This is a genomic window from Thalassobaculum litoreum DSM 18839 (assembly GCF_900102465.1).
Classification (GTDB): domain Bacteria; phylum Pseudomonadota; class Alphaproteobacteria; order Thalassobaculales; family Thalassobaculaceae; genus Thalassobaculum; species Thalassobaculum litoreum.
The window spans coordinates 68,197-85,327 of the sequence record NZ_FNBW01000012.1 but is presented as its reverse complement, the minus strand read 5'-3'; the positions used below and the strand labels follow the sequence as shown (position 1 = coordinate 85,327).

Annotated in this window: 17 protein-coding genes and 1 tRNA gene; 11 read left to right on the top strand and 7 right to left on the bottom strand. The window is 67.0% G+C overall.

Annotated elements, in window-relative coordinates; translation table 11 throughout:
• Positions 1-40: 40 nt before the first annotated feature.
• Entirely contained in the window at positions 41-1,372 is a 1,332-nt protein-coding gene (locus BLS34_RS18430; protein WP_093152669.1) for a DUF6538 domain-containing protein, read from the bottom strand.
• A 38-nt stretch (positions 1,373-1,410) separates the two neighbouring features.
• Positions 1,411-1,500, bottom strand: a tRNA-Ser gene (locus tag BLS34_RS18425).
• Between the two features lie 171 nt (positions 1,501-1,671).
• On the opposite strand from BLS34_RS18425, the gene BLS34_RS18420 reads away from it, so the two are divergent.
• From BLS34_RS18420 to BLS34_RS18410, 3 genes are all read left to right on the top strand, one after another.
• Positions 1,672-2,010, top strand: a complete 339-nt coding sequence (locus tag BLS34_RS18420; RefSeq protein ID WP_093152666.1) for a hypothetical protein — start codon at positions 1,672-1,674, stop codon at positions 2,008-2,010.
• 78 nt (positions 2,011-2,088) lie between these two features.
• Entirely contained in the window at positions 2,089-3,774 is a 1,686-nt protein-coding gene (locus tag BLS34_RS18415; RefSeq protein WP_093152664.1) for a Rieske (2Fe-2S) protein, read from the top strand.
• Between the two features lie 72 nt (positions 3,775-3,846).
• A complete protein-coding gene (locus BLS34_RS18410; RefSeq protein WP_093152661.1) occupies positions 3,847-4,698 on the top strand; it encodes a nitroreductase family protein in 852 nt (283 codons plus the stop codon).
• 75 nt (positions 4,699-4,773) lie between these two features.
• On the opposite strand, the gene BLS34_RS18405 is transcribed toward BLS34_RS18410, so the two are convergent.
• From BLS34_RS18405 to BLS34_RS18395, 3 genes are all read right to left on the bottom strand, one after another.
• Positions 4,774-5,202 carry a carboxymuconolactone decarboxylase family protein gene (locus tag BLS34_RS18405; RefSeq protein ID WP_093152659.1) on the bottom strand — a complete coding sequence of 143 codons (429 nt, stop codon included), beginning with the start codon at positions 5,200-5,202 and terminating at the stop codon, positions 4,774-4,776.
• A gap of 426 nt (positions 5,203-5,628) precedes the next feature.
• The gene (gene ada / locus BLS34_RS18400) at positions 5,629-6,738 is read right to left on the bottom strand and encodes a bifunctional DNA-binding transcriptional regulator/O6-methylguanine-DNA methyltransferase Ada (protein WP_215906156.1); all 1,110 of its coding nucleotides are present in this window, start codon (positions 6,736-6,738) and stop codon (positions 5,629-5,631) included.
• Between the two features lie 98 nt (positions 6,739-6,836).
• A complete protein-coding gene (locus tag BLS34_RS18395; RefSeq protein WP_093152657.1) occupies positions 6,837-7,904 on the bottom strand; it encodes a malate/lactate/ureidoglycolate dehydrogenase in 1,068 nt (355 codons plus the stop codon).
• A 100-nt stretch (positions 7,905-8,004) separates the two neighbouring features.
• On the opposite strand from BLS34_RS18395, the gene dapF reads away from it, so the two are divergent.
• Complete coding sequence (dapF, locus tag BLS34_RS18390; RefSeq protein ID WP_093152655.1) at positions 8,005-8,847, top strand: diaminopimelate epimerase; 843 nt, start codon at positions 8,005-8,007, stop codon at positions 8,845-8,847.
• Between the two features lie 10 nt (positions 8,848-8,857).
• Positions 8,858-9,391: a 2'-5' RNA ligase family protein gene (locus BLS34_RS18385; RefSeq protein WP_051245054.1), complete on the top strand. Its 534-nt coding sequence runs from the start codon at positions 8,858-8,860 to the stop codon at positions 9,389-9,391.
• Between the two features lie 153 nt (positions 9,392-9,544).
• Here the strand turns inward: BLS34_RS18385 and BLS34_RS18380 are convergent, their stop codons facing one another.
• Positions 9,545-10,618, bottom strand: a complete 1,074-nt coding sequence (locus BLS34_RS18380) for a tartrate dehydrogenase (RefSeq protein WP_093152653.1) — start codon at positions 10,616-10,618, stop codon at positions 9,545-9,547.
• Between the two features lie 127 nt (positions 10,619-10,745).
• Here BLS34_RS18380 and mtaB point away from each other — a divergent pair, with 127 nt between their 5' ends.
• The 4 genes from mtaB to BLS34_RS18360 are packed head-to-tail and all read left to right on the top strand — an operon-like array spanning position 10,746 to position 14,221.
• Positions 10,746-12,041 (top strand): tRNA (N(6)-L-threonylcarbamoyladenosine(37)-C(2))-methylthiotransferase MtaB, encoded by a 1,296-nt coding sequence (gene mtaB / locus BLS34_RS18375; protein WP_093152651.1) that lies wholly within the window; start codon positions 10,746-10,748, stop codon positions 12,039-12,041.
• A gap of 10 nt (positions 12,042-12,051) precedes the next feature.
• Positions 12,052-13,008, top strand: a complete 957-nt coding sequence (gene ftsY, locus BLS34_RS18370) for a signal recognition particle-docking protein FtsY (RefSeq protein WP_093152795.1) — start codon at positions 12,052-12,054, stop codon at positions 13,006-13,008.
• Positions 13,009-13,058: 50 nt separating this feature from the next.
• A complete protein-coding gene (gene greB, locus BLS34_RS18365) occupies positions 13,059-13,649 on the top strand; it encodes a transcription elongation factor GreB (protein WP_028795763.1) in 591 nt (196 codons plus the stop codon).
• Positions 13,650-13,690: 41 nt separating this feature from the next.
• Positions 13,691-14,221 carry a hypothetical protein gene (locus tag BLS34_RS18360; RefSeq protein ID WP_093152648.1) on the top strand — a complete coding sequence of 177 codons (531 nt, stop codon included), beginning with the start codon at positions 13,691-13,693 and terminating at the stop codon, positions 14,219-14,221.
• Positions 14,222-14,308: 87 nt separating this feature from the next.
• Here BLS34_RS18360 and BLS34_RS18355 read toward each other — a convergent pair whose 3' ends face one another.
• Positions 14,309-15,019, bottom strand: coding sequence for a hypothetical protein (locus BLS34_RS18355; RefSeq protein WP_093152646.1), 711 nt, complete (start codon positions 15,017-15,019; stop codon positions 14,309-14,311).
• Between the two features lie 166 nt (positions 15,020-15,185).
• Between BLS34_RS18355 and BLS34_RS18350 the strand changes: the two genes are divergently transcribed.
• A complete protein-coding gene (locus tag BLS34_RS18350) occupies positions 15,186-16,241 on the top strand; it encodes an SDR family oxidoreductase (protein WP_028795766.1) in 1,056 nt (351 codons plus the stop codon).
• Between the two features lie 41 nt (positions 16,242-16,282).
• Entirely contained in the window at positions 16,283-17,128 is an 846-nt protein-coding gene (locus BLS34_RS18345; protein WP_084619051.1) for a CAP domain-containing protein, read from the top strand.
• Positions 17,129-17,131 lie beyond the last annotated feature (3 nt).

Here is a 17,131-nt window from a genome sequence, read left to right as displayed (position 1 = left end):
ATCAATCCCTATCTACGGAGCCTTGGGTTTATCTGAACTACTACAAATGCAGCCAATTGACCAATATGTAATCTGACACTTTTTTTTCGGCATTACATAACTGCTCGTGAGACTGCCCCCCAGAGTACAGCGACGCCGCTAGGGTCTGCTTTTTATGCCCCATTAGCTCCGCCCACGTATCAGGGTGAAGGCCGACATGCTCGCAGGCAGTAGCGTAGGATCGGCGGAACGAGTGGAAGGCCTGGGCATCCGGGTCTTCCAGGGCCTTAACTAGCCACCGATTGACCCGCTTGTCGACATTGTGGGAGCGCTTCTTTCCGCGCCTACCGGGCTTCACGTCGGGGAACAGCCAGCCCTCGTTTCGAGCCCGAAGTTCAAAGATGGACGTTATTGGCTCGGGTATCGGGAGCCAGCGATCCGCTGACTTGGTTTTGCCGTCCCGGATATGGAACCAACCATCTTGGACATCCCCGGGGCGAAGCGCACAAATTTCTTCGATCCGCGCCCCAGTGAACAAGCTGATCCAGATGAGGTCGCGTAATACCTTGTCCTCCGGCCCTGGCTCAATGATCTTCCTCAGTTCCTCTGGCGAGAACGGACGGAGAGGTTTCCGCCGCTGCTCCTTTTCGATGAAGGCCTTGCTGCGGCCCTGATCACTCCAGGGGTTATCCTCGGCGAAGCCCCGCCTCAGAGCCCACTTCCAAAGAGCGGAGAGGGCAGAGACTTTTCGGTTTAGTGTCTTACCAGCGAGCCGTTTGCCGTTAGACCGGGGCGCGGTCAAATGGTCTGACACATATGCCCCAGCCGTTCTGCGGCTCACGTCACTGAGAATATGGTCGCCGGAATGTGCGATGAATTCGTCGATATCGCTTTGGTACTGACCTGCGGTCTGCTCGTTCAGGTCGCCGATACGGTCGGCCAAAAACTTCGCCAGAACGTATGAGACCGGAACGCCCTTCCCCACCGCGACGTCAAACCAACGCTTTGCCCTTGGCAGTCCAGCGTCTTCCTCGATGCCCTCGGCATGTTCGTAGACCTGGAGTTCAAGGTTCTCGCGCTCTACGCAGTCCATGGGCTCCTGAAGTCGCAGGGCGAACTCCAAAGCTTTCTCCGTGTCAGGCAATCGCTGCTGACGGTCAAAGCTGTCCATGATCTCGGCGATAACAGGCCACCGCAGACGCTGAGCCTCGGCCTTGCTGCGGGTTTTTAGGGAACGAACAACCTCTCTTGGGCCCTGTGGTCGCTGGAGGTGCTTCGGAACAGGAACACGCACGTACCAGGTCCGGCCGCGCTGCTTCAGATACTCGGAGCCCATCTCGCCGTCTCCACGCTCGGAGTTGTACCGATCTGGTACATCGCCGCGCCGGGGCATGCAGAGAAATCTCCTTATAATCAGATAGTTAGGGGATATGGCGGAGGGAGCGGGATTCGAACCCGCGAGAGACTTTCGCCCCTACACACTTTCCAGGCGTGCGCCTTCAACCACTCGGCCACCCCTCCTGAGGAGGCGGGAACGTAATAGAGCTTGCGCCGCTTTGCAACGCCCTCATGCAGGTGTTCTTTCGCCTGATGCCGTAAGGGGTTAAGATCCGGGTTCCCGGCGCAGGCGCGGCCCCCGGAACTGCGAATGACTACTGCGGATGGCCGCGGCACCAAACCACAGGTGACTTCATGCGTACCCTCCTGCGCTGTCTCGGCTGGCTGTTCGCCGCCCTCGCCGCAGCCTTCCTGACCCGGGACCTCTACCAGCTGGTCGACCAGGGCCTCTTCCAGCCGCTCTCCACCGGGTTCGTTTGGTTCACCCTGCACCCGACCTCCCTGCAGCTCGCCGAGGCCGGAATCTCGCGCCATGTCAGCCAGTTCCTGTGGCACCCGGTGATCTCGACGATCCTGACCTGGCCGGCCTTCGCGGTCACCGGCGGGCTCGCCGTGCTGTTCTTCCTCGGCGGCCGTAATCCGGGACGCCCCGCCAGCCGGTCGCGCTCGGGCGAGTATTTTAAACAAGATTAGACTTGCTTTAATAAACCGACAGCGCGATCATCCTGGAACGGCCCTGTCTGAAAGGGTCGCCGTAAGGAGGAGGCCCGCATGTCCGTTGCCTTTGACGACCGCCCGACCGAAACCGCCCCCGCGCCGATCTGGGTCGAGGCCCTGCCGCTGGCCGATCTGCAGCGCAAGGGGCGCGCCCTGGTGAAGCGGGAGGGCCGGCAGATCGCGCTGTTCGACACGGCCGGCGGCGTGCGCGCCATCGCCAACCGCTGCCCGCACCAGGGCTATCCGCTGTCCGAGGGCACGCTGTCCGAGGGCACGCTGTCCGAGAGCACGCTGTCCGAGAGCACCGGGGACGCGCCCTGCACGCTGACCTGCAACTGGCATAACTGGAAATTCGACCTGGCGACCGGGGCGGTGATCGGCGGCGGCGAGGCGGTACGGGTCTTCCCCAGCGAGATCAGGGACGGCACCGTCTGGATCGACATCGCCGACCCGCCCGCCTCGCAGCGGATCTCGCGGGCGCTGGCCGGCCTGCGCGACGGGTTCCGCGATCCGAGCGACGACCGCATCGCCCGCGACCTCGCCCGGATCGAGGCGGCGGGGGTCGATCCGCGCCTGGGGGTGCGGGCGGCGATCCGCTGGACCCATGACCGCTTCCAGTGGGGCATGACCCACGCCCATGCGGCGCTGGCCGACTGGCTGGCCCTGGCCGACGAACAGGACGATCCGGTCGACCGGCTGGTCTGCGTCACCGAGATCGTCGCCCATCTGGTCGACGACAGCCTGCGCGAGGATTCCTATCCCTATGCCGACGGCGCAGAGGCCTGGGACGAGGAGGCCTTCGTCGCCGCCGTGGAGGCGGAGGACGAGGGCCGGGCGATCCGGCTGGCGCGCGGCGGGCTGGCGGCGGGCGGCTGGTCGCGGATCGACCGTGGCCTGTGCCGGGCGGCCCTGGCGCACTACCAGGATTTCGGCCATTCGGTGATCTATGTGGAGAAGACCCGCGAGGCGGTGCAGCGGCTGGACGGGGCCAACGACATGCCGGAGCACGCCGATGGCGGGTCGGTGGCGGAGCCGCTGGCGCTGCTGCTGGTCCGCGCCCTGATCTATGGCCGGCGCGAGGACCTGATCCCGGAATTCAAGGCCTACCGCCCGGCCCGCGACGGCTGGACCGGGCGCGGCCGCAGCCCGGTGAAGCCGGCCGACCTGTGCCGCGTGTCGGTCGCCAAGGCGCTGGAGCGGGTATCGGCCGGCAGCGCCGATCCGCAGCGCTGCTACGACGCGGTGATGGCTGCGGCGGCGTGGCAGCTGCTCCATGCCGATCCGGTCTACGCCACCCGGGCGGAACAGCCGATCAGCCGCAATGTCGGCCGGCTCGACTTCAGCCATGCCATCACCTTCGCCAATGCCGGGCGGCGGATCATGGCCCGGCACCCGGCCCTCGCTCCCGATGTGCTGCTGCAGACCGCCTGTTTCCTGGGCCGCAACGCCGGCTATGTCGACCCGGCCTATCCGGTGGAGCGCTGGCGTGTCACAGCCCCCCGGGCTTTCGTCGAGGACTGTGCCCGCGCGGTGATCGATCACGGCAACCCGGAATTCATCGTATCCGCCCACCTCGTGAAGATGACCTGCGCGGTGCGCGAGGAGATCGAGGCCGCCCCGCACGCGTCCTGGGTCCCGGACCTGGCCGCCGCGCTGAACCGGTTCCTCAACGAGCCCTTCAAGCGCAAGCTGACCCGCCGGGTCGCCTATCAGGCGCGCGAGACGGTGAAGAGCGAATAGGGCAGATAGGGAGTGGCCGGGGGTGCGTTCCCTCGGCCATGATGCGCCCCTCACCAGCACGCCGGGGGCCGCATGACCGAGAACAAGACCGCAGGGAAGACGATCAGCGATCTGATCGAGGACCGGTTCGGCCTGCCGACCGAGGACGGGCGCGACATGCCGGCCGAGGGCGAGATCGCCGCGATCCTGAACCACCGCAGCCACCGCCGCTACACGGACCAGCCGGTTCCCGACGAGCTGCTGCGCATCGCGCTCGCCGGTGCCTTCTCCGCGCCCGCCAAGTCCGACCTGCAGCAATGCTCGGTGATCGTGGTCAAGGATCCGGAGATCCGCCGGGCGCTGAACGAGCAGATCAACGACCCCTGGGTCACCGCCGCCCCATGCCTGCTTGTGTTCTGCGGCGACAACCGGCGCATCCACAAGATCGCCGAGGCCAAGGGCACGCCCTATCCCAACGACCACCTGGACGCGTTCCTGAACTGCGCGGGAGACGCCGCCATCGTCATGGCGACCTTCATCCGCGCCGCCGAAGCACTCGGGCTCGGCTGCTGCCCGATCAGCGTGATCCGCAACAAGATCGAGGCGGCGTCGGAGGTCCTGGGACTGCCGGACTACGTGTTTCCGTTCGTCGGCATGGGGCTGGGCTTCCCGGAGCGCGAGGGCTGGGTCAGCCTGCGCCTGCCGCCGAGCGTGACCGTGCATTCCGACCGCTACGACGACGGCGACGTGCTGGCGGAGATCGACGCCTACGACCGGCGGCGCGACGCCAAGTTCTCCACGCCGAAGGAGAAGTACCGGATGGTCGAGGAGTTCGGCGCGCCGGACTTCTACGGCTGGTCCGACGACAAGGCCCGGCAATACGCGGTGCCCCAGCGCAAGAACCTGGCGGCGTTCCTGAGGTCGAAAAAGTTCAATCTGGGTTGAGGGGGAGTGTTCCCCCTGCCCGTCATCCCGAACTCGTTACGGGATGACGGGCGTGGGTGATAGAGAGTTGCCGCCTCAACCGTCCTGATCCGACCAGGGGCGCATGAACACGTCGTCCACCGGGATCTTGTACGCCTCCGCTAAAGCATTGGTCTGGTTGAAAATGCCGACCACGGCCAGCAGTTCGCCATACTCCGCGTCGGACATGCCGAGCTTGCGGGCGGCGCCCGTATGGCTCCGGGTGCAGTAGTCGCAGCCGTTGGTGACGGAGACCGCCACGGCGATCATCTCCTTGAATTTCGGGTCGAGCGCGCCCGGCGCCATCACCTCCTTCAGCCCGTACCACAGCCGCTTCAGGGTCGGCGGATGGAAGGCGAAGACCTTCCAGGCATTCGGCACGAAGCCGATGCCCTTGGTCGCCATGATGTCGTCGAACACCGCGCGGACCTCGTCCGAGGCGTTCTCGTATTCGACCATGACGACGGTGGCGGGTTCGGTGGACATGGGCGGTTCCTTCCCTTGGGGTTTCGCGGTTTCCGCTCGCTCCCTCTTTTCGTCTTCCCGTCGCGGATTAAATCCGGGATTGCGCCGGGACCGAGGGAAGGGGGCCGCTGGAGCGTCCGGCGATTATTCCGCAACGCCCCGGCAGGCGTCACCCTGGATCCTGGTGCAATCCCGGATTTAATCCGCGACGGGAAAACAGAGAAAGAGGAGAGGAGGCGGTCCAGAGGTCGGCGGGTAACAGGGGGCCCTTTTCGTCTTCCCGGCCTTGCGCCGGGATCCAGGAGAAGAACCGCTGGAGCATCCGGGCATTATTCCGCAACGCTCCGGCAAGCGTCACCCTCGGTCCCGGCGCGAGGCCGGGAAGACGGAAAAAGTGCGGGAAGATGCGGGAAGATGGGGAGGATGACCGAGCCGGCGCCCGCGCGCCTATTTCTCCGCCGCCCGGTCCGCCGCCCGGACCTCCGTGTCGATGAGCTTTCGTTTTCGCTCCAGCCCCCAGCGGTAGCCGCGCAGGGTACCGTCGGTGCCGATCGCCCGGTGGCAGGGCACGATCAGCGAGACCGGGTTGTTGGCGCAGGCGCTGCCGACCGCCCGGATCGCCTTGGGCTTGCCGATGGCCGCCGCCAGGTCCGCATAAGTTCGGGTCTCGCCCATGGGGATGTCGGTGAGCGCCTGCCAGACCTGGCGCTGGAAGGCGGTACCACGGATGTCGAGCGGCAGATCGGCATGGGGCTCGCGCCCCTCCAGCATGCCGGCGACCTCGCCCAGGCTCTCGCCCAGCCCGCCCGGATCGGCGGCAAGTGTCGCATTAGGAAAATCGCCGCGTAGTTCGTCGACCAGCGACTCGTCGCTGTCGCCGATGCCGACGAAGCAGATTCCGGTCTTGGTCGCCCCGACGATCACCCGTCCCAGCGCCGTATCGGCGAAGGCATAGGCGATCACCGCCCCCTCGCCGCCCTTGCCGTAGCTAGCCGGTGTCATGCCCAACTGCGCCCCCGCCTTCTCGTAGAGCCGGCTGGAGGAGCCGTAGCCGGCGCCGTACAGCGCCATGGCCACGCCCTCTCCCGACTTCAGGTTCTGTTTCAGCTTGCCGAGCCGGCGCGCGTCCCAGTACTGGCGCGGGCTGATGCCCATCACCGCCTTGAAGCTGCGCTGCAGGTGGAACGGGCTCAGACCCGCCGCGGCACCCAGCGCCTCCAGGCTCGGGCATTCGTCCTCGGCACTCTCGATCGCCCGACAGGCGGCCCGCACCGCGTCCAGGCGCGGATCCGGGGCGGCGGACTCGTCCGGCTTGCAGCGGCGGCAGGCCCGATAGCCGGCGGTGCGCGCCTGCTCCGGCGTCTGGAAGAACGAGACGTTCTCGCGCTTCGGCGTGCGCGACGGGCAGTAGGGCCGGCAGTACACGCCGGTCGTGCGCACCGCCACGATGAAGGCGCCGTCGAAGGATTTGTCGCGGGCGACGACGACCCGGTAGCGGTCGTCGTCGTCCATCGGGTTACGGGCCTGTGCCGTGGTCGCGGTCATCTGGACGGTCATCGCGGATCTCCATCGCTTGCAGTGATCCTACCCTGAACCGGCGGCCGAGGCGCCTCCATCCGCTTCTTGCGGAGACGATCCCAACAATCGATGGACCGTCAGTTCACCGCGAAATCGGACTTGTCCATCCCGGCCTCGACCCCGGCCTCGGTCATCTCGGCCCATGTGTTGTCGTCGATCGGAATGCCGTTGGCGGTGCGCTCGGCCGAGGTCTCGCGCTCCGGATCGCCGGGGAAGCGGATCTTGTCGTGGCCGACCGCGACCTTGGCGGTGGAGACATGGCCGACGAGCTGGTCGATCTCCGACTTGAACGGGATGTCGGCGCCGAAGCCCTTCGGGTCCATGACGATCGTCAGCATGTTGTTGCAGATCGTGTTCTGGCTCATCAGCTCCTCGCGCGCGGTGCCGCCCCCGGTCAGGCCGGCCGCCAGGATCTCGCAGATCATGGCCAGGCCGTAGCCCTTGTGCTGGCCGAACGAGAGCATGGCGCCGAACGGCTCCTCGAAGATCACCGTCGGGTCGTCGGTCGGCTTGCCGTCCGGGCCGACCAGCGCGTCCGCCGGGGTCTTCTTGCCGGCGTAATAGGCGACGCGCACCTTGCCCTGGGCGACCCGCGAGGTCGCCATGTCGAGCACGATCATCGGATGGTCGTCGGTCGCGGGGATCGCCGTGCAGTACGGGTTGGTCGAATACTTCGCCTCGTAGCCGCCCCAGGGCGACACGTAGGGCCGGTGGCCGGTCGTGTTGACGTAGTGGATCGAGATCAGCCCGGCCCTGGCCGCCATCTCGCCCCAGGCGCCGATCCGGCCCATGTGGTGGGTGCGGCGCAGGCCCATGATGCAGACGCCGGTCTTCTTCGCCCGCTCGATCGCCATCTCCATCGCCTCGCGGCAGACGGTCTGGCCGTAGCCCATGTTGCCGTCCAGCAGCAGGTAGGCGCCGTTGTCGGTGACGACCGACGGCCGCGCGCCCGGGTTCATGGTGCCGGCGACCGCATGCTTCATGTAGCGCGGGGCGAGGCCGACGCCGTGGCTGTCATGGCCCATCAGGTTGGCCGTCACCAGGTTCTCGGCGATGGTGCGGGCTTCCTCAGGCGAGCTTTTCGCCCCCTGCATCATGGCGGCGACGATATCGGTCAGGCGCTCGTGTCCGATGGTGATCGGCATCTCACTCCCTCGTGTTCTTTGTTTGATTGGTTGGACGATGTTGGACGGCTGTTCAAGGTACGCTTGCAGCCGAGCCTACACCGTCTCTATATGAGGCGTCATGAGCACGAATTTGCCCTTCCTGAAGATGCACGGCCTCGGCAACGACTTCGTCGTCGTCGACGGCCGCAAGGCCGACGCCGCCCTGAGCGAGGCGCAGTACCGTGCGGTGGGCGACCGTCGCCGCGGGGTTGGCTACGACCAGTTTCTCACCATCCTGCCGCCGAAGAACGGCGGGCTGGCCTATATGGCGATCCACAACCCGGACGGCTCCCAGGCCCAGGCCTGCGGCAACGGCACGCGCTGCGTCGCCTCCCTGCTGATGGACGAAGCCGGGGCGGAGGAGATCGTGCTGGAGACCGTGGTCGGCGGCCTGGTCTGCAAGCGCGCCGCCGACGGCCGGGTGACCGTCGATATGGGCAAGGCCAACCTCGGCTGGACCGAGATCCCGATCGCCGTGGAGACCGACACGCGGGAGGTCACCGTGCCGGGTGCCGAGGCCTACGGCCCGGCGACCATGGTCAACATGGGCAACCCGCACGCGGTGTTCTTCGTCGAGGACGCCGAGGCGCTCGATCTCGCCCGCATCGGCCCGCCGATCGAGACCAACCCGATCTTCCCGGAACGCGCCAATATCGAGTTCGTCAGCGTGCTTGCCCCCGACCGCCTGCGGATGCGGGTGTGGGAGCGCGGCGCCGGCATCACCCAGGCCTGCGGCTCGGGCGCCTGCGCCACGGTGGTCGCGGCCGCCCGGCGCGGGATGATCCCCGGCCGCTCGGCCAGCGTGGTGCTGGACGGCGGCGTGCTGGACATTACGTGGCGCGCCGACGGGCATGTGGAGATGACGGGACCGGTGGCGACCAGCTTCTCCGGCACCCTCGACCTTTCCGCACTCGGATCCTGAGGAGGGCGCGATGAGCCTCGTGGTGCTCGGCCGCCCTGCCATGGCGGCCGCCGACCGGGCCTGGATGGATGCGCTGCGCGGGCGGCACCGGGGCGCGATCTTCCAGGACGGCCTCGGTGCTCATGTCACCCTGATCTTCCCGACCGACGCCACCGACCCGACCACCGCCACCAGCCACCTGGCGACCGTCGCCGCCGAGACCGCGCCGATCGACCTCAGCTTCCGCGCGACCATGCCCTGGCTAGACCGCTATTCGGACGAGACCTACGTCTACCTGGTGCCCGATGCCGGCAACGGCGCGCTGATCCGGCTGCACGATTACCTGTACAGCGGTCCGTTCTCCGACGTGCTGCGGCTCGACCTGCCCTATGTGCCGCACATCACGCTCGGCCGGTTCGGCGAGGCCAAGCTCGCCAAGGCCCTGGTCGACGATCTGAACGCCCAGGACATCGAGATCCACGCTCGCCTGGATACGGTGGAACTGTTCCGCCTGAGCGAGGGCGAGCCCCCGAGGCGTCTGGCCGACGTGGCGCTGCGGGGATAGCGGCTCCTTCTTTCAGCCCCTCCCCGTCGTCCTGAACTCGTTTCAGGACCAAGCTGCCAGCGTCGGATCAGTTCCTGCAGCCCAGCGTCGCGCCGTCCGAGCATTGTTCCTGACTTTCGTCAGGATGACGGTCGGGGACGCGGCCTCCCAATGTCAGATATTCGACATCCGGATTGCCTCGCAGACCGCGTCGGTCACCTGCTGAGTCGTCGCCGTGCCGCCGATATCCGGGGTGATGATCCCCTCCGCCGTCACCTTCTCCACCGCCTCCATCAACCTGGCAGCAGCCTTCGCCTCGCCCAGATGCTCCAGCATCTGCGCCGCCGTCCAGAAGGTGGCGACCGGGTTGGCGATGCCCTTGCCGGTGATGTCGAAGGCGGAGCCGTGGATCGGCTCGAACATGGAGGGGTAGCGCCGCTCCGGATCGATATTCGCGGTCGGCGCCACGCCTAGGCTGCCGGCCAGCGCGCCGGCCAGGTCCGACAGGATGTCGGCGTGCAGGTTGGTTGCGACGATGGTGTCCAGGCTCTTCGGCTTCAGGGTCATGCGCACGGTCATGGCATCGACCAGCATCTTGTCCCAGGTGACGTCCGGGAACTCCTGCGCCACCTCGGCGGCGATCTCGTCCCACATCACCATGCCGAAGCGCTGGGCGTTCGACTTGGTCACCACCGTCAGCAGCTTGCGTGGCCGCGACTGGGCCAGCTTGAACGCATAACGCATGATCCGGGTCACACCGACGCGGGTGAAGATCGCCACCTCGGTGCCGACTTCCTCGGGCATGCCGCGATGGGTGCGCCCGCCATTGCCGGCATATTCGCCTTCGGAGTTCTCGCGCACGATCACCCAGTCCAGATCGCCCGGCCCGACGCCGGCGAGCGGCGAGGTGATGCCCGGCAGGATCTTGGTCGGCCGCACATTGGCGTACTGGTCGAAGCCCTGGCAGATCGGCAGACGCAGGCCCCACAGGGTGATGTGGTCCGGCACGTCCGGCGCGCCGACCGCGCCGAAGAAGATCGCGTCGAACGGCTTGAGCTGGTCGCGGCCGTCCTCCGGCATCATCACGCCGTGCTTCTTGTAGTAGTCCGAGCCCCAGTCGAAATGCTCGACCTCCAGCTTGAACGACCCGTCGCGCCGCTCCAGCGCTTCCAGCGCCTGCAGGCCGGCGGCGATCACTTCCGGGCCGATACCGTCAGCCGGAATGGCCGCGATCTTGTAGGTCTTCATGGGAGCTCCCTGACGCTTGGTCGTTTTGATTGTCCGGCCAATGTAGGGGACGGAGCGACCGGTCCACAATTGCCGGATCTACCCCGGAGTCTTGCATTCCGTCCCCCATGCAGGCATCTACCGCCCTATGGCGCACACGGCTGACACCAAGACAGCTCCCTCTCACCGGGTCGAGACCTTCGGCTGCCGGCTGAACGCGCACGAGTCCGACCTGATCCAGGGGCACCTGGCGGCGTCCGGTGCCGGCGACACCATCGTGGTCAATACATGCGCCGTCACCTCGGAGGCCGAGCGCCAGTCGCGCCAGGCGATCCGTCGGCTGATCCGCGAGAACCCGACCGCCAACGTGGTCGTCACCGGCTGTGCCGCCCAGATCGACCCGGACCGCTACGCCGCCATTCCCGGCGTCGCCCGCGTGGTCGGCAACGAGGAGAAGCTGCGGCCGGAGACCTGGAACGCTTCCGCCACCGACGACGCGCCGAAGATCCTGGTCAACGACATCATGAGCGTGCGCGAGACCGCCGCCCATCTGGTCACCGAGGCGCAGGGGCGCGAGCGGGCCATCGTCCAGGTCCAGCAGGGCTGCGACCACCGCTGCACCTTCTGCGTCATCCCCTTCGGCCGCGGCAACAGCCGCTCGGTGCCCATGGGCGTGATCGTCGAGCAGGTCCGCACCCTGGTCGCGTCCGGCTATCGCGAGATGGTGTTGAGCGGGGTCGACATCACCTCCTATGGCGGCGATCTGCCGGGCAGGCCGTCGCTCGGACAGATGGTGCGCCGGCTGCTCGCCCTGGTGCCGGAGCTGCCGCGCCTGCGTCTGTCCTCGGTCGATCCGGTGGAGCTGGACGACGATATCTGGCGGCTGCTGGAGAGCGAGCCCCGGTTCATGCCGCACCTGCATCTCAGCCTGCAGGCCGGCGACGACATGGTGCTGAAGCGCATGAAGCGCCGCCACCTGCGCGACGACGCGATCCGCGTGGTCGAGCGCGCCCGCGCCCTGCGCCCGGACATGGCCTTCGGTGCCGACGTGATCGCCGGCTTCCCGACCGAGACCGACGAAATGCACGCGAACACCGCCGCTTTGATCCGCGATCTCGGTCTGCAGTACCTGCACATATTCCCCTATTCGCCGCGTCCAGGCACGCCGGCCGCCCGGATGCCCCAGGTCCACGGCGATGCCCGCAAGGCCCGCGCCGCCGAGCTGCGGGCCATCGGTGTGGAGAACCTCTCGCGCTGGCTCGACACCCGTATCGGCACCACCGACCGGGTGCTGGTCGAGCGCGACGGCCTGGGCCATGGCGAGAGCTTCGCCGAGATCCGCGTCGTCGGCGGTGCGTCGGCGGGCGAGATCGTCGAGGTGACCCTCACCGGGCGCGACGGCACCACACTGACCGGCGAGCGCCGTGCCCGCGCCGCCGCATGAGCATGGCAGCATGACCGACACGGATACCGAGACCGACGACACCGGCGCTCCGAAAAAGGGCTGGTTCGCCCGCCTGCGCGAGGGCCTGTCGAAGTCGTCCAAGCGGCTCGTGGAAGGCATCGGCGGGCTGTTCACCAAGCGCAAGCTCGACGACGCGACCCTGGAGGAGCTGGAGGAGCTGCTGATCACCGCCGATCTCGGGGTCGAGACGGCGATGAAGCTGACCGCCAACCTGGCGCGCGAGAAGTTCGACAAGGAGGTGACCGGCGACGAGGTCCGCGCCGCCTTCGCGCAGGACATCGCGGAGATCCTGGCCCCGGTCGCCAAGCCGCTGGAGCCGGTCGGCCACAAGCCTTTCGTCCTGCTGATGGTCGGGGTCAACGGCTCCGGCAAGACCACCACCATCGGCAAGCTGGCGCATCAGTGGTCCCGCGAGGGTAAGTCGGTGATGCTCGCCGCCGGCGATACCTTCCGGGCCGCCGCGATCGAACAGCTCAAGGTCTGGGGCGAGCGGGCCAAGGTGCCGGTGATCGAGAAGCCGCACGGCTCCGATGCCGCCGCCCTGGCCTTCGATGCCCTGGCCGCGGCCAAGGCGGCCGGCAGCGACGTGCTGATGATCGACACCGCCGGCCGGCTGCAGAACAAGACCCAGCTCATGGACGAGCTGGCCAAGGTGGTCCGGGTCATCAAGAAGCAGGACCCCGCCGCCCCCCACGCCACAGTGCTGGTGCTGGACGGCACGGTCGGCCAGAACGCCCATGCCCAGGTGAAGGCGTTCAAGGAGATGGTCGACATCACCGGCCTGGTGGTGACCAAGCTCGACGGTTCCGCCCGCGGCGGCGTGGTCGTCGCCCTGGCCCAGAGCGTGGGCCTGCCGGTGCACGCGGTCGGTGTCGGCGAGGGCGCCGACGACCTGCGCCCGTTCGAGGCCCGGGCCTTCGCCAATTCCCTGATGGGGATCGAGTAGTAGCCGCCACGGCCCTGTCCTCGGCGCCGGTCTCTCGCTAGACTGTCCCCATGAACAAGGCATTCGTGAAAGAAGACGACGGCGGACTCGACGGCTGGGACGAGACCGACGAGGTCCATGACGACGCCGAGGACGCGCTCGACGCGCAGATGGGCCGCAACCTCATCACCCCGAAGGGCCTGGAAGCGCTGCGGGCGGAGCTGAAGCACCTGCGCAGCGTGGAGCGGCCGAAGGTGGTCGAGGTCGTCTCCTGGGCCGCCGGCAACGGCGACCGCTCGGAGAACGGCGACTACATCTACGGCAAGAAGCGCCTGCGTGAGATCGACCGCCGGATGCGCTACCTCTCCAAGCGGATCGACACCGCCGAGCCGGTGGACACGGCCCTGCAGACCCATCTGGACAAGGTGTTCTTCGGCGCCACCGTGACCTATGCCGAACTGCATGACGACGGCAGCGAGAGCGAGCACACGATCCGCATCGTCGGCGTCGACGAGGCCAATACCGAGGCCGGGGCCGTGAGCTGGATCTCGCCGATCGCCAAGGCGCTGATGAAGGCGGAGACCGGCGACGCCGTCACCGTGCACACCCCCCAGGGGCCGAAGGAGATCGAGGTCGTGGCGATCCGCTACATCGCGGACTGAGCCCGATGACGATGCCATGCCTGCGACGGAGGCACCTCGGCATGCTGGCGGCAATTCTGGCCCTGGCGGCGGGGATCTGGCTGTCGAGCATCTCCGAGGGGATTGCGCAGGACCGTGCCGTGATCGATGCCGGCCGGTCCGAGGTCTGGGAGCGAAACCTCTACAAGACCTTCACCTACGAAGTGATGGCGAACGGGTTCGACATCGTCCTCTACAGCACACTGCTCGGGGGGACCGCGGCGGCCGCGCCGGCTTTCATCCTCACCAACGCGGCGCTATCGACAGCGGCGTACTACACCCACGAGACGGTCTGGGACCTCGGCTTCGGCAATCCGCAACCGTTCGGCGGCTGGACACTCCCGATCCGGACGGCGAGCTACCGGGTTGTGAGCTCGGCGAAGAACTATGGTCTCGGGTTGCTGTTCACCGCCGATCCGGTGACGGCAGCCGGGTTTACCGCGGTCAGCGCGGTGGCGGATCTGTCCTTCTATCTGATCAACGATCTGGCCTGGAACCTCTATTGGCCGCTCGAAGCGGCCCCGCAGCCCCGGACCATCGAGATCGCGTTTTAGGGGCCAGATCCTCTAGGGGCCGGACCATCGACCTGAGGCGGTCGAACCGGCACTGGCGACCACCCAGACAAACCCCAGCGTGCGTACTCAGTTCCCCGGCTGCATGATCAGCAGGGTGACCACGCCCTTGGCGTTGACCGAGACGGTCCACATGAATTTGGCGGCCTCGTGCTCCGCCAGGAACTGGTGGATCGGCTGCTCTGCCTCCGAGCGGGTCGAGTTGAGGAATTTCAGGGTCTTGAGCGGACCGGCCGCCGCCAGGGTCGGGATGATGAAATCGCGCTGGTTCTTCATCTCCTTGATCAGCGGCTTGGAATACCGGGTCTCGGCGATCCTGCCGTCCCGCAGCTCACCGATCAGCTCGGTCAGGGTCGCGCCCGCCAAGGCGGTCCGCTTCTCTTCCGGCGTCGCCGAAGCATGGGGAGGCGCTAGGACGAGGAGCGTGACCACCCCCTCCTCGTCCTGGGAAATGGTCCACTCGAAACTGGTCTTCTCATGCTCGGCCAGGAACCGGTCCACCTGCCGATCCGGCGCCGGCTGGGTGGAGTCCAGGAAGGTAAGGCTCTTGAGCGGTCCCGCCGCCGTCAGGGTCGGAACGATGAAGTCGCGCTGGCGCTTGATCTCAGCCCGTAACGCGTCGGAGTAGCGCGTGTCGGTGACCTGATTGTCCGACAGTTCGAGGATGATTTCGTTCAGGCTCGCCCGCATCGCATCCTGCCCGCTCTTGGCTCCTGCCGCCGCCAGGATCGAATTCTGGGGGGTCAGGAGCAGCAGAATCAACAGGACGAACTTCAGCATCGTCAGGGCGTCACGCAGCCTTCGGGAGGGCGGAGGCGCGGATCGTCTCACGATTCACAGGCCCGCTCCACGGATTACTGTGACGTCGAACTGGATGGATTGACCCTGCTCGCCCGGCACGGCCACCATGCCGGCCAATCAGAAAAGCATTTTCAGGGAGTGGGTAATGGCGGACAGAAAAAAGGCGGTGGTGGTCGGCGCGCTCGGCGTGATCGGCCGCAAGCTGATCGAGGATCTCGGGCGGCGCGGGGGCTGGGAGATCGTCGGCCTGTCCCGCCGGTCGCCGGATTTCGACAGCCCGGCCACCTACATCTCCGTCGACCTGCTCGACCGGGCCGATGCCGAGGCCAAGCTCGGCGGCCTGTCCGACGTCACCCATATCTTCTACTGCGCCTTCCAGGCCCGGCCGACCTGGGCCGAGCATTCGGCGCCGAACCTCGCCATGCTGGTCAACGCGGTGGAACCGATCGAGAAGGCCTCGGCGGGGCTCGAACACGTCCACCTGATCGAAGGGAACAAGTGGTACGGCTCGCATCTGGGTCCGTTCAAGACGCCGGCCCGCGAGGACGACCCGCCCCACATGCTGCCGAACTTCTACTACGACCAGGAGATGTGGCTGCGCGCCGCCCAGAAGGGCAAGAAATGGACCTGGACGGCGCTTCGCCCGCAGACCGTCTGCGGCTTCGCGCTGGGCAACCCGATGAACATCACCACCTGCATCGCGGTCTACGCCACGATCTCCAAGGAGCTGGGCCTGCCGCTGCGCTTCCCGGGCAAGCCGGGCGCCTACGAGGCGGTCTATCAGGTCTGCGACAACCAGCATCTGGCCAACGCCATGGTCTGGTGCGGCACCGACCCGAACGCGGCGAACAACACCTTCAACATCACCAACGGCGACTTCTTCCGCTGGAAGAACGTGTGGGGCCAGTTCGCGCGGTTCTTTGACATGGAGGTCGGAGACCTGCAAACCATCTCCCTGACCGATTTCATGGCCGACAAGGGACCGCTGTGGGACAGCATCGTCGAGAAATACGGGCTTCAGAAGATCCCCTACAAGGACGTCGCCGCCTGGCCCTTCGCCGACTATGTGTTCGGCACGGACTGGGACGTGATGACCGACACCCTCAAGCTGCGCCTGCACGGCTTCCACGACTGCCTGCGCACCGACGAGATGTTCCTGCGGATCTTCCAGGAGTTCCGCGACATGAAGGTCGTTCCCTGAACGGCCCGCGGTCGCTTTGCGCCGCCCTCGTCGTCCTGCTGATGACGATGGCGGCCCTGCCGGCCCATGCCGATGCGCGGGCGGAGCTGATCGGTGCGCTGAACCAGGATCGGCAGAGCCGGGGCCTGCCTGCGCTCGTCGAAGCGCCCGCCCTCATGCAGGCGGCGGAGGCCCATGTCGGCGACATGGTGGAACGCGGCTATGTCGGCGTCCATGCGCCCGACGGCACAGATGCCGGGATCTGGCTGCAGCGCGCCGGAGTGCAGACGCCGGTGTTCAGCGCCGTCGCCGTCAGCAACCTGCCGGAGCACTGGAACCTCGCCAAGGCTGTGCTGCGCACCCAGTCGATGGCCGATGTGCTGCAGTGGCCCGGTCCGGTGAAGATCGGCGTGGGTTTCCACGAGAAGATGTTTCGCCTCGCCGATGGCGGCCTGACGGCGGAGGCGTGGTCGATCATCGTCGCCCAGGACACGCCGGCGCCGGTGACCGACGCGGTGGCCGAGCTGCTGCGTCAGATCAACGCCGCCCGCGCCCGCAAGGGAATCGATCCGGTGCGCATCAACGACAAGCTCATGCGCGCCGCCGAGATGCAGGCCGAGGACATGGCCGCCAACAGCTATATCGGCCATGGCAGCCCCGGCGGTCCCGACCTGATCGACCGGGTCAAGGCGGTAGGCTACGACTTTACCTGGGCGGCCGAGAACACCGCCGCCGGACAGGGCTCGGCACAGCTCGCGGTGGAGGCCTGGGACTCCAGCCCGGGTCACGCCAAGACCCTCTACGGCATCGAGTTCGACGAGGTCGGCATCGCCTATCGCTATGGGCCGATCGCCAAGGGCGCCCTGGTGCTGCCCCATCTCTGGGTCGCGGTGTTCGGCCGAAGGTGACGG

Bases quoted from the DNA above. Each gene is read 5' to 3' on its own strand.
- BLS34_RS18430 (WP_093152669.1), bottom strand. From the start codon at position 1,372: ATGCCCCGGCGCGGCGATGTACCAGATCGGTACAACTCCGAGCGTGGA.
- BLS34_RS18420 (WP_093152666.1), top strand. From the start codon at position 1,672: ATGCGTACCCTCCTGCGCTGTCTCGGCTGGCTGTTCGCCGCCCTCGCC.
- BLS34_RS18415 (WP_093152664.1), top strand. From the start codon at position 2,089: ATGTCCGTTGCCTTTGACGACCGCCCGACCGAAACCGCCCCCGCGCCG.
- BLS34_RS18410 (WP_093152661.1), top strand. From the start codon at position 3,847: ATGACCGAGAACAAGACCGCAGGGAAGACGATCAGCGATCTGATCGAG.
- BLS34_RS18405 (WP_093152659.1), bottom strand. From the start codon at position 5,202: ATGTCCACCGAACCCGCCACCGTCGTCATGGTCGAATACGAGAACGCC.
- ada (WP_215906156.1), bottom strand. From the start codon at position 6,738: ATGACCGTCCAGATGACCGCGACCACGGCACAGGCCCGTAACCCGATG.
- BLS34_RS18395 (WP_093152657.1), bottom strand. From the start codon at position 7,904: ATGCCGATCACCATCGGACACGAGCGCCTGACCGATATCGTCGCCGCC.
- dapF (WP_093152655.1), top strand. From the start codon at position 8,005: ATGAGCACGAATTTGCCCTTCCTGAAGATGCACGGCCTCGGCAACGAC.
- BLS34_RS18385 (WP_051245054.1), top strand. From the start codon at position 8,858: ATGAGCCTCGTGGTGCTCGGCCGCCCTGCCATGGCGGCCGCCGACCGG.
- BLS34_RS18380 (WP_093152653.1), bottom strand. From the start codon at position 10,618: ATGAAGACCTACAAGATCGCGGCCATTCCGGCTGACGGTATCGGCCCG.
- mtaB (WP_093152651.1), top strand. From the start codon at position 10,746: ATGGCGCACACGGCTGACACCAAGACAGCTCCCTCTCACCGGGTCGAG.
- ftsY (WP_093152795.1), top strand. From the start codon at position 12,052: ATGACCGACACGGATACCGAGACCGACGACACCGGCGCTCCGAAAAAG.
- greB (WP_028795763.1), top strand. From the start codon at position 13,059: ATGAACAAGGCATTCGTGAAAGAAGACGACGGCGGACTCGACGGCTGG.
- BLS34_RS18360 (WP_093152648.1), top strand. From the start codon at position 13,691: ATGCTGGCGGCAATTCTGGCCCTGGCGGCGGGGATCTGGCTGTCGAGC.
- BLS34_RS18355 (WP_093152646.1), bottom strand. From the start codon at position 15,019: ATGCTGAAGTTCGTCCTGTTGATTCTGCTGCTCCTGACCCCCCAGAAT.
- BLS34_RS18350 (WP_028795766.1), top strand. From the start codon at position 15,186: ATGGCGGACAGAAAAAAGGCGGTGGTGGTCGGCGCGCTCGGCGTGATC.
- BLS34_RS18345 (WP_084619051.1), top strand. From the start codon at position 16,283: ATGACGATGGCGGCCCTGCCGGCCCATGCCGATGCGCGGGCGGAGCTG.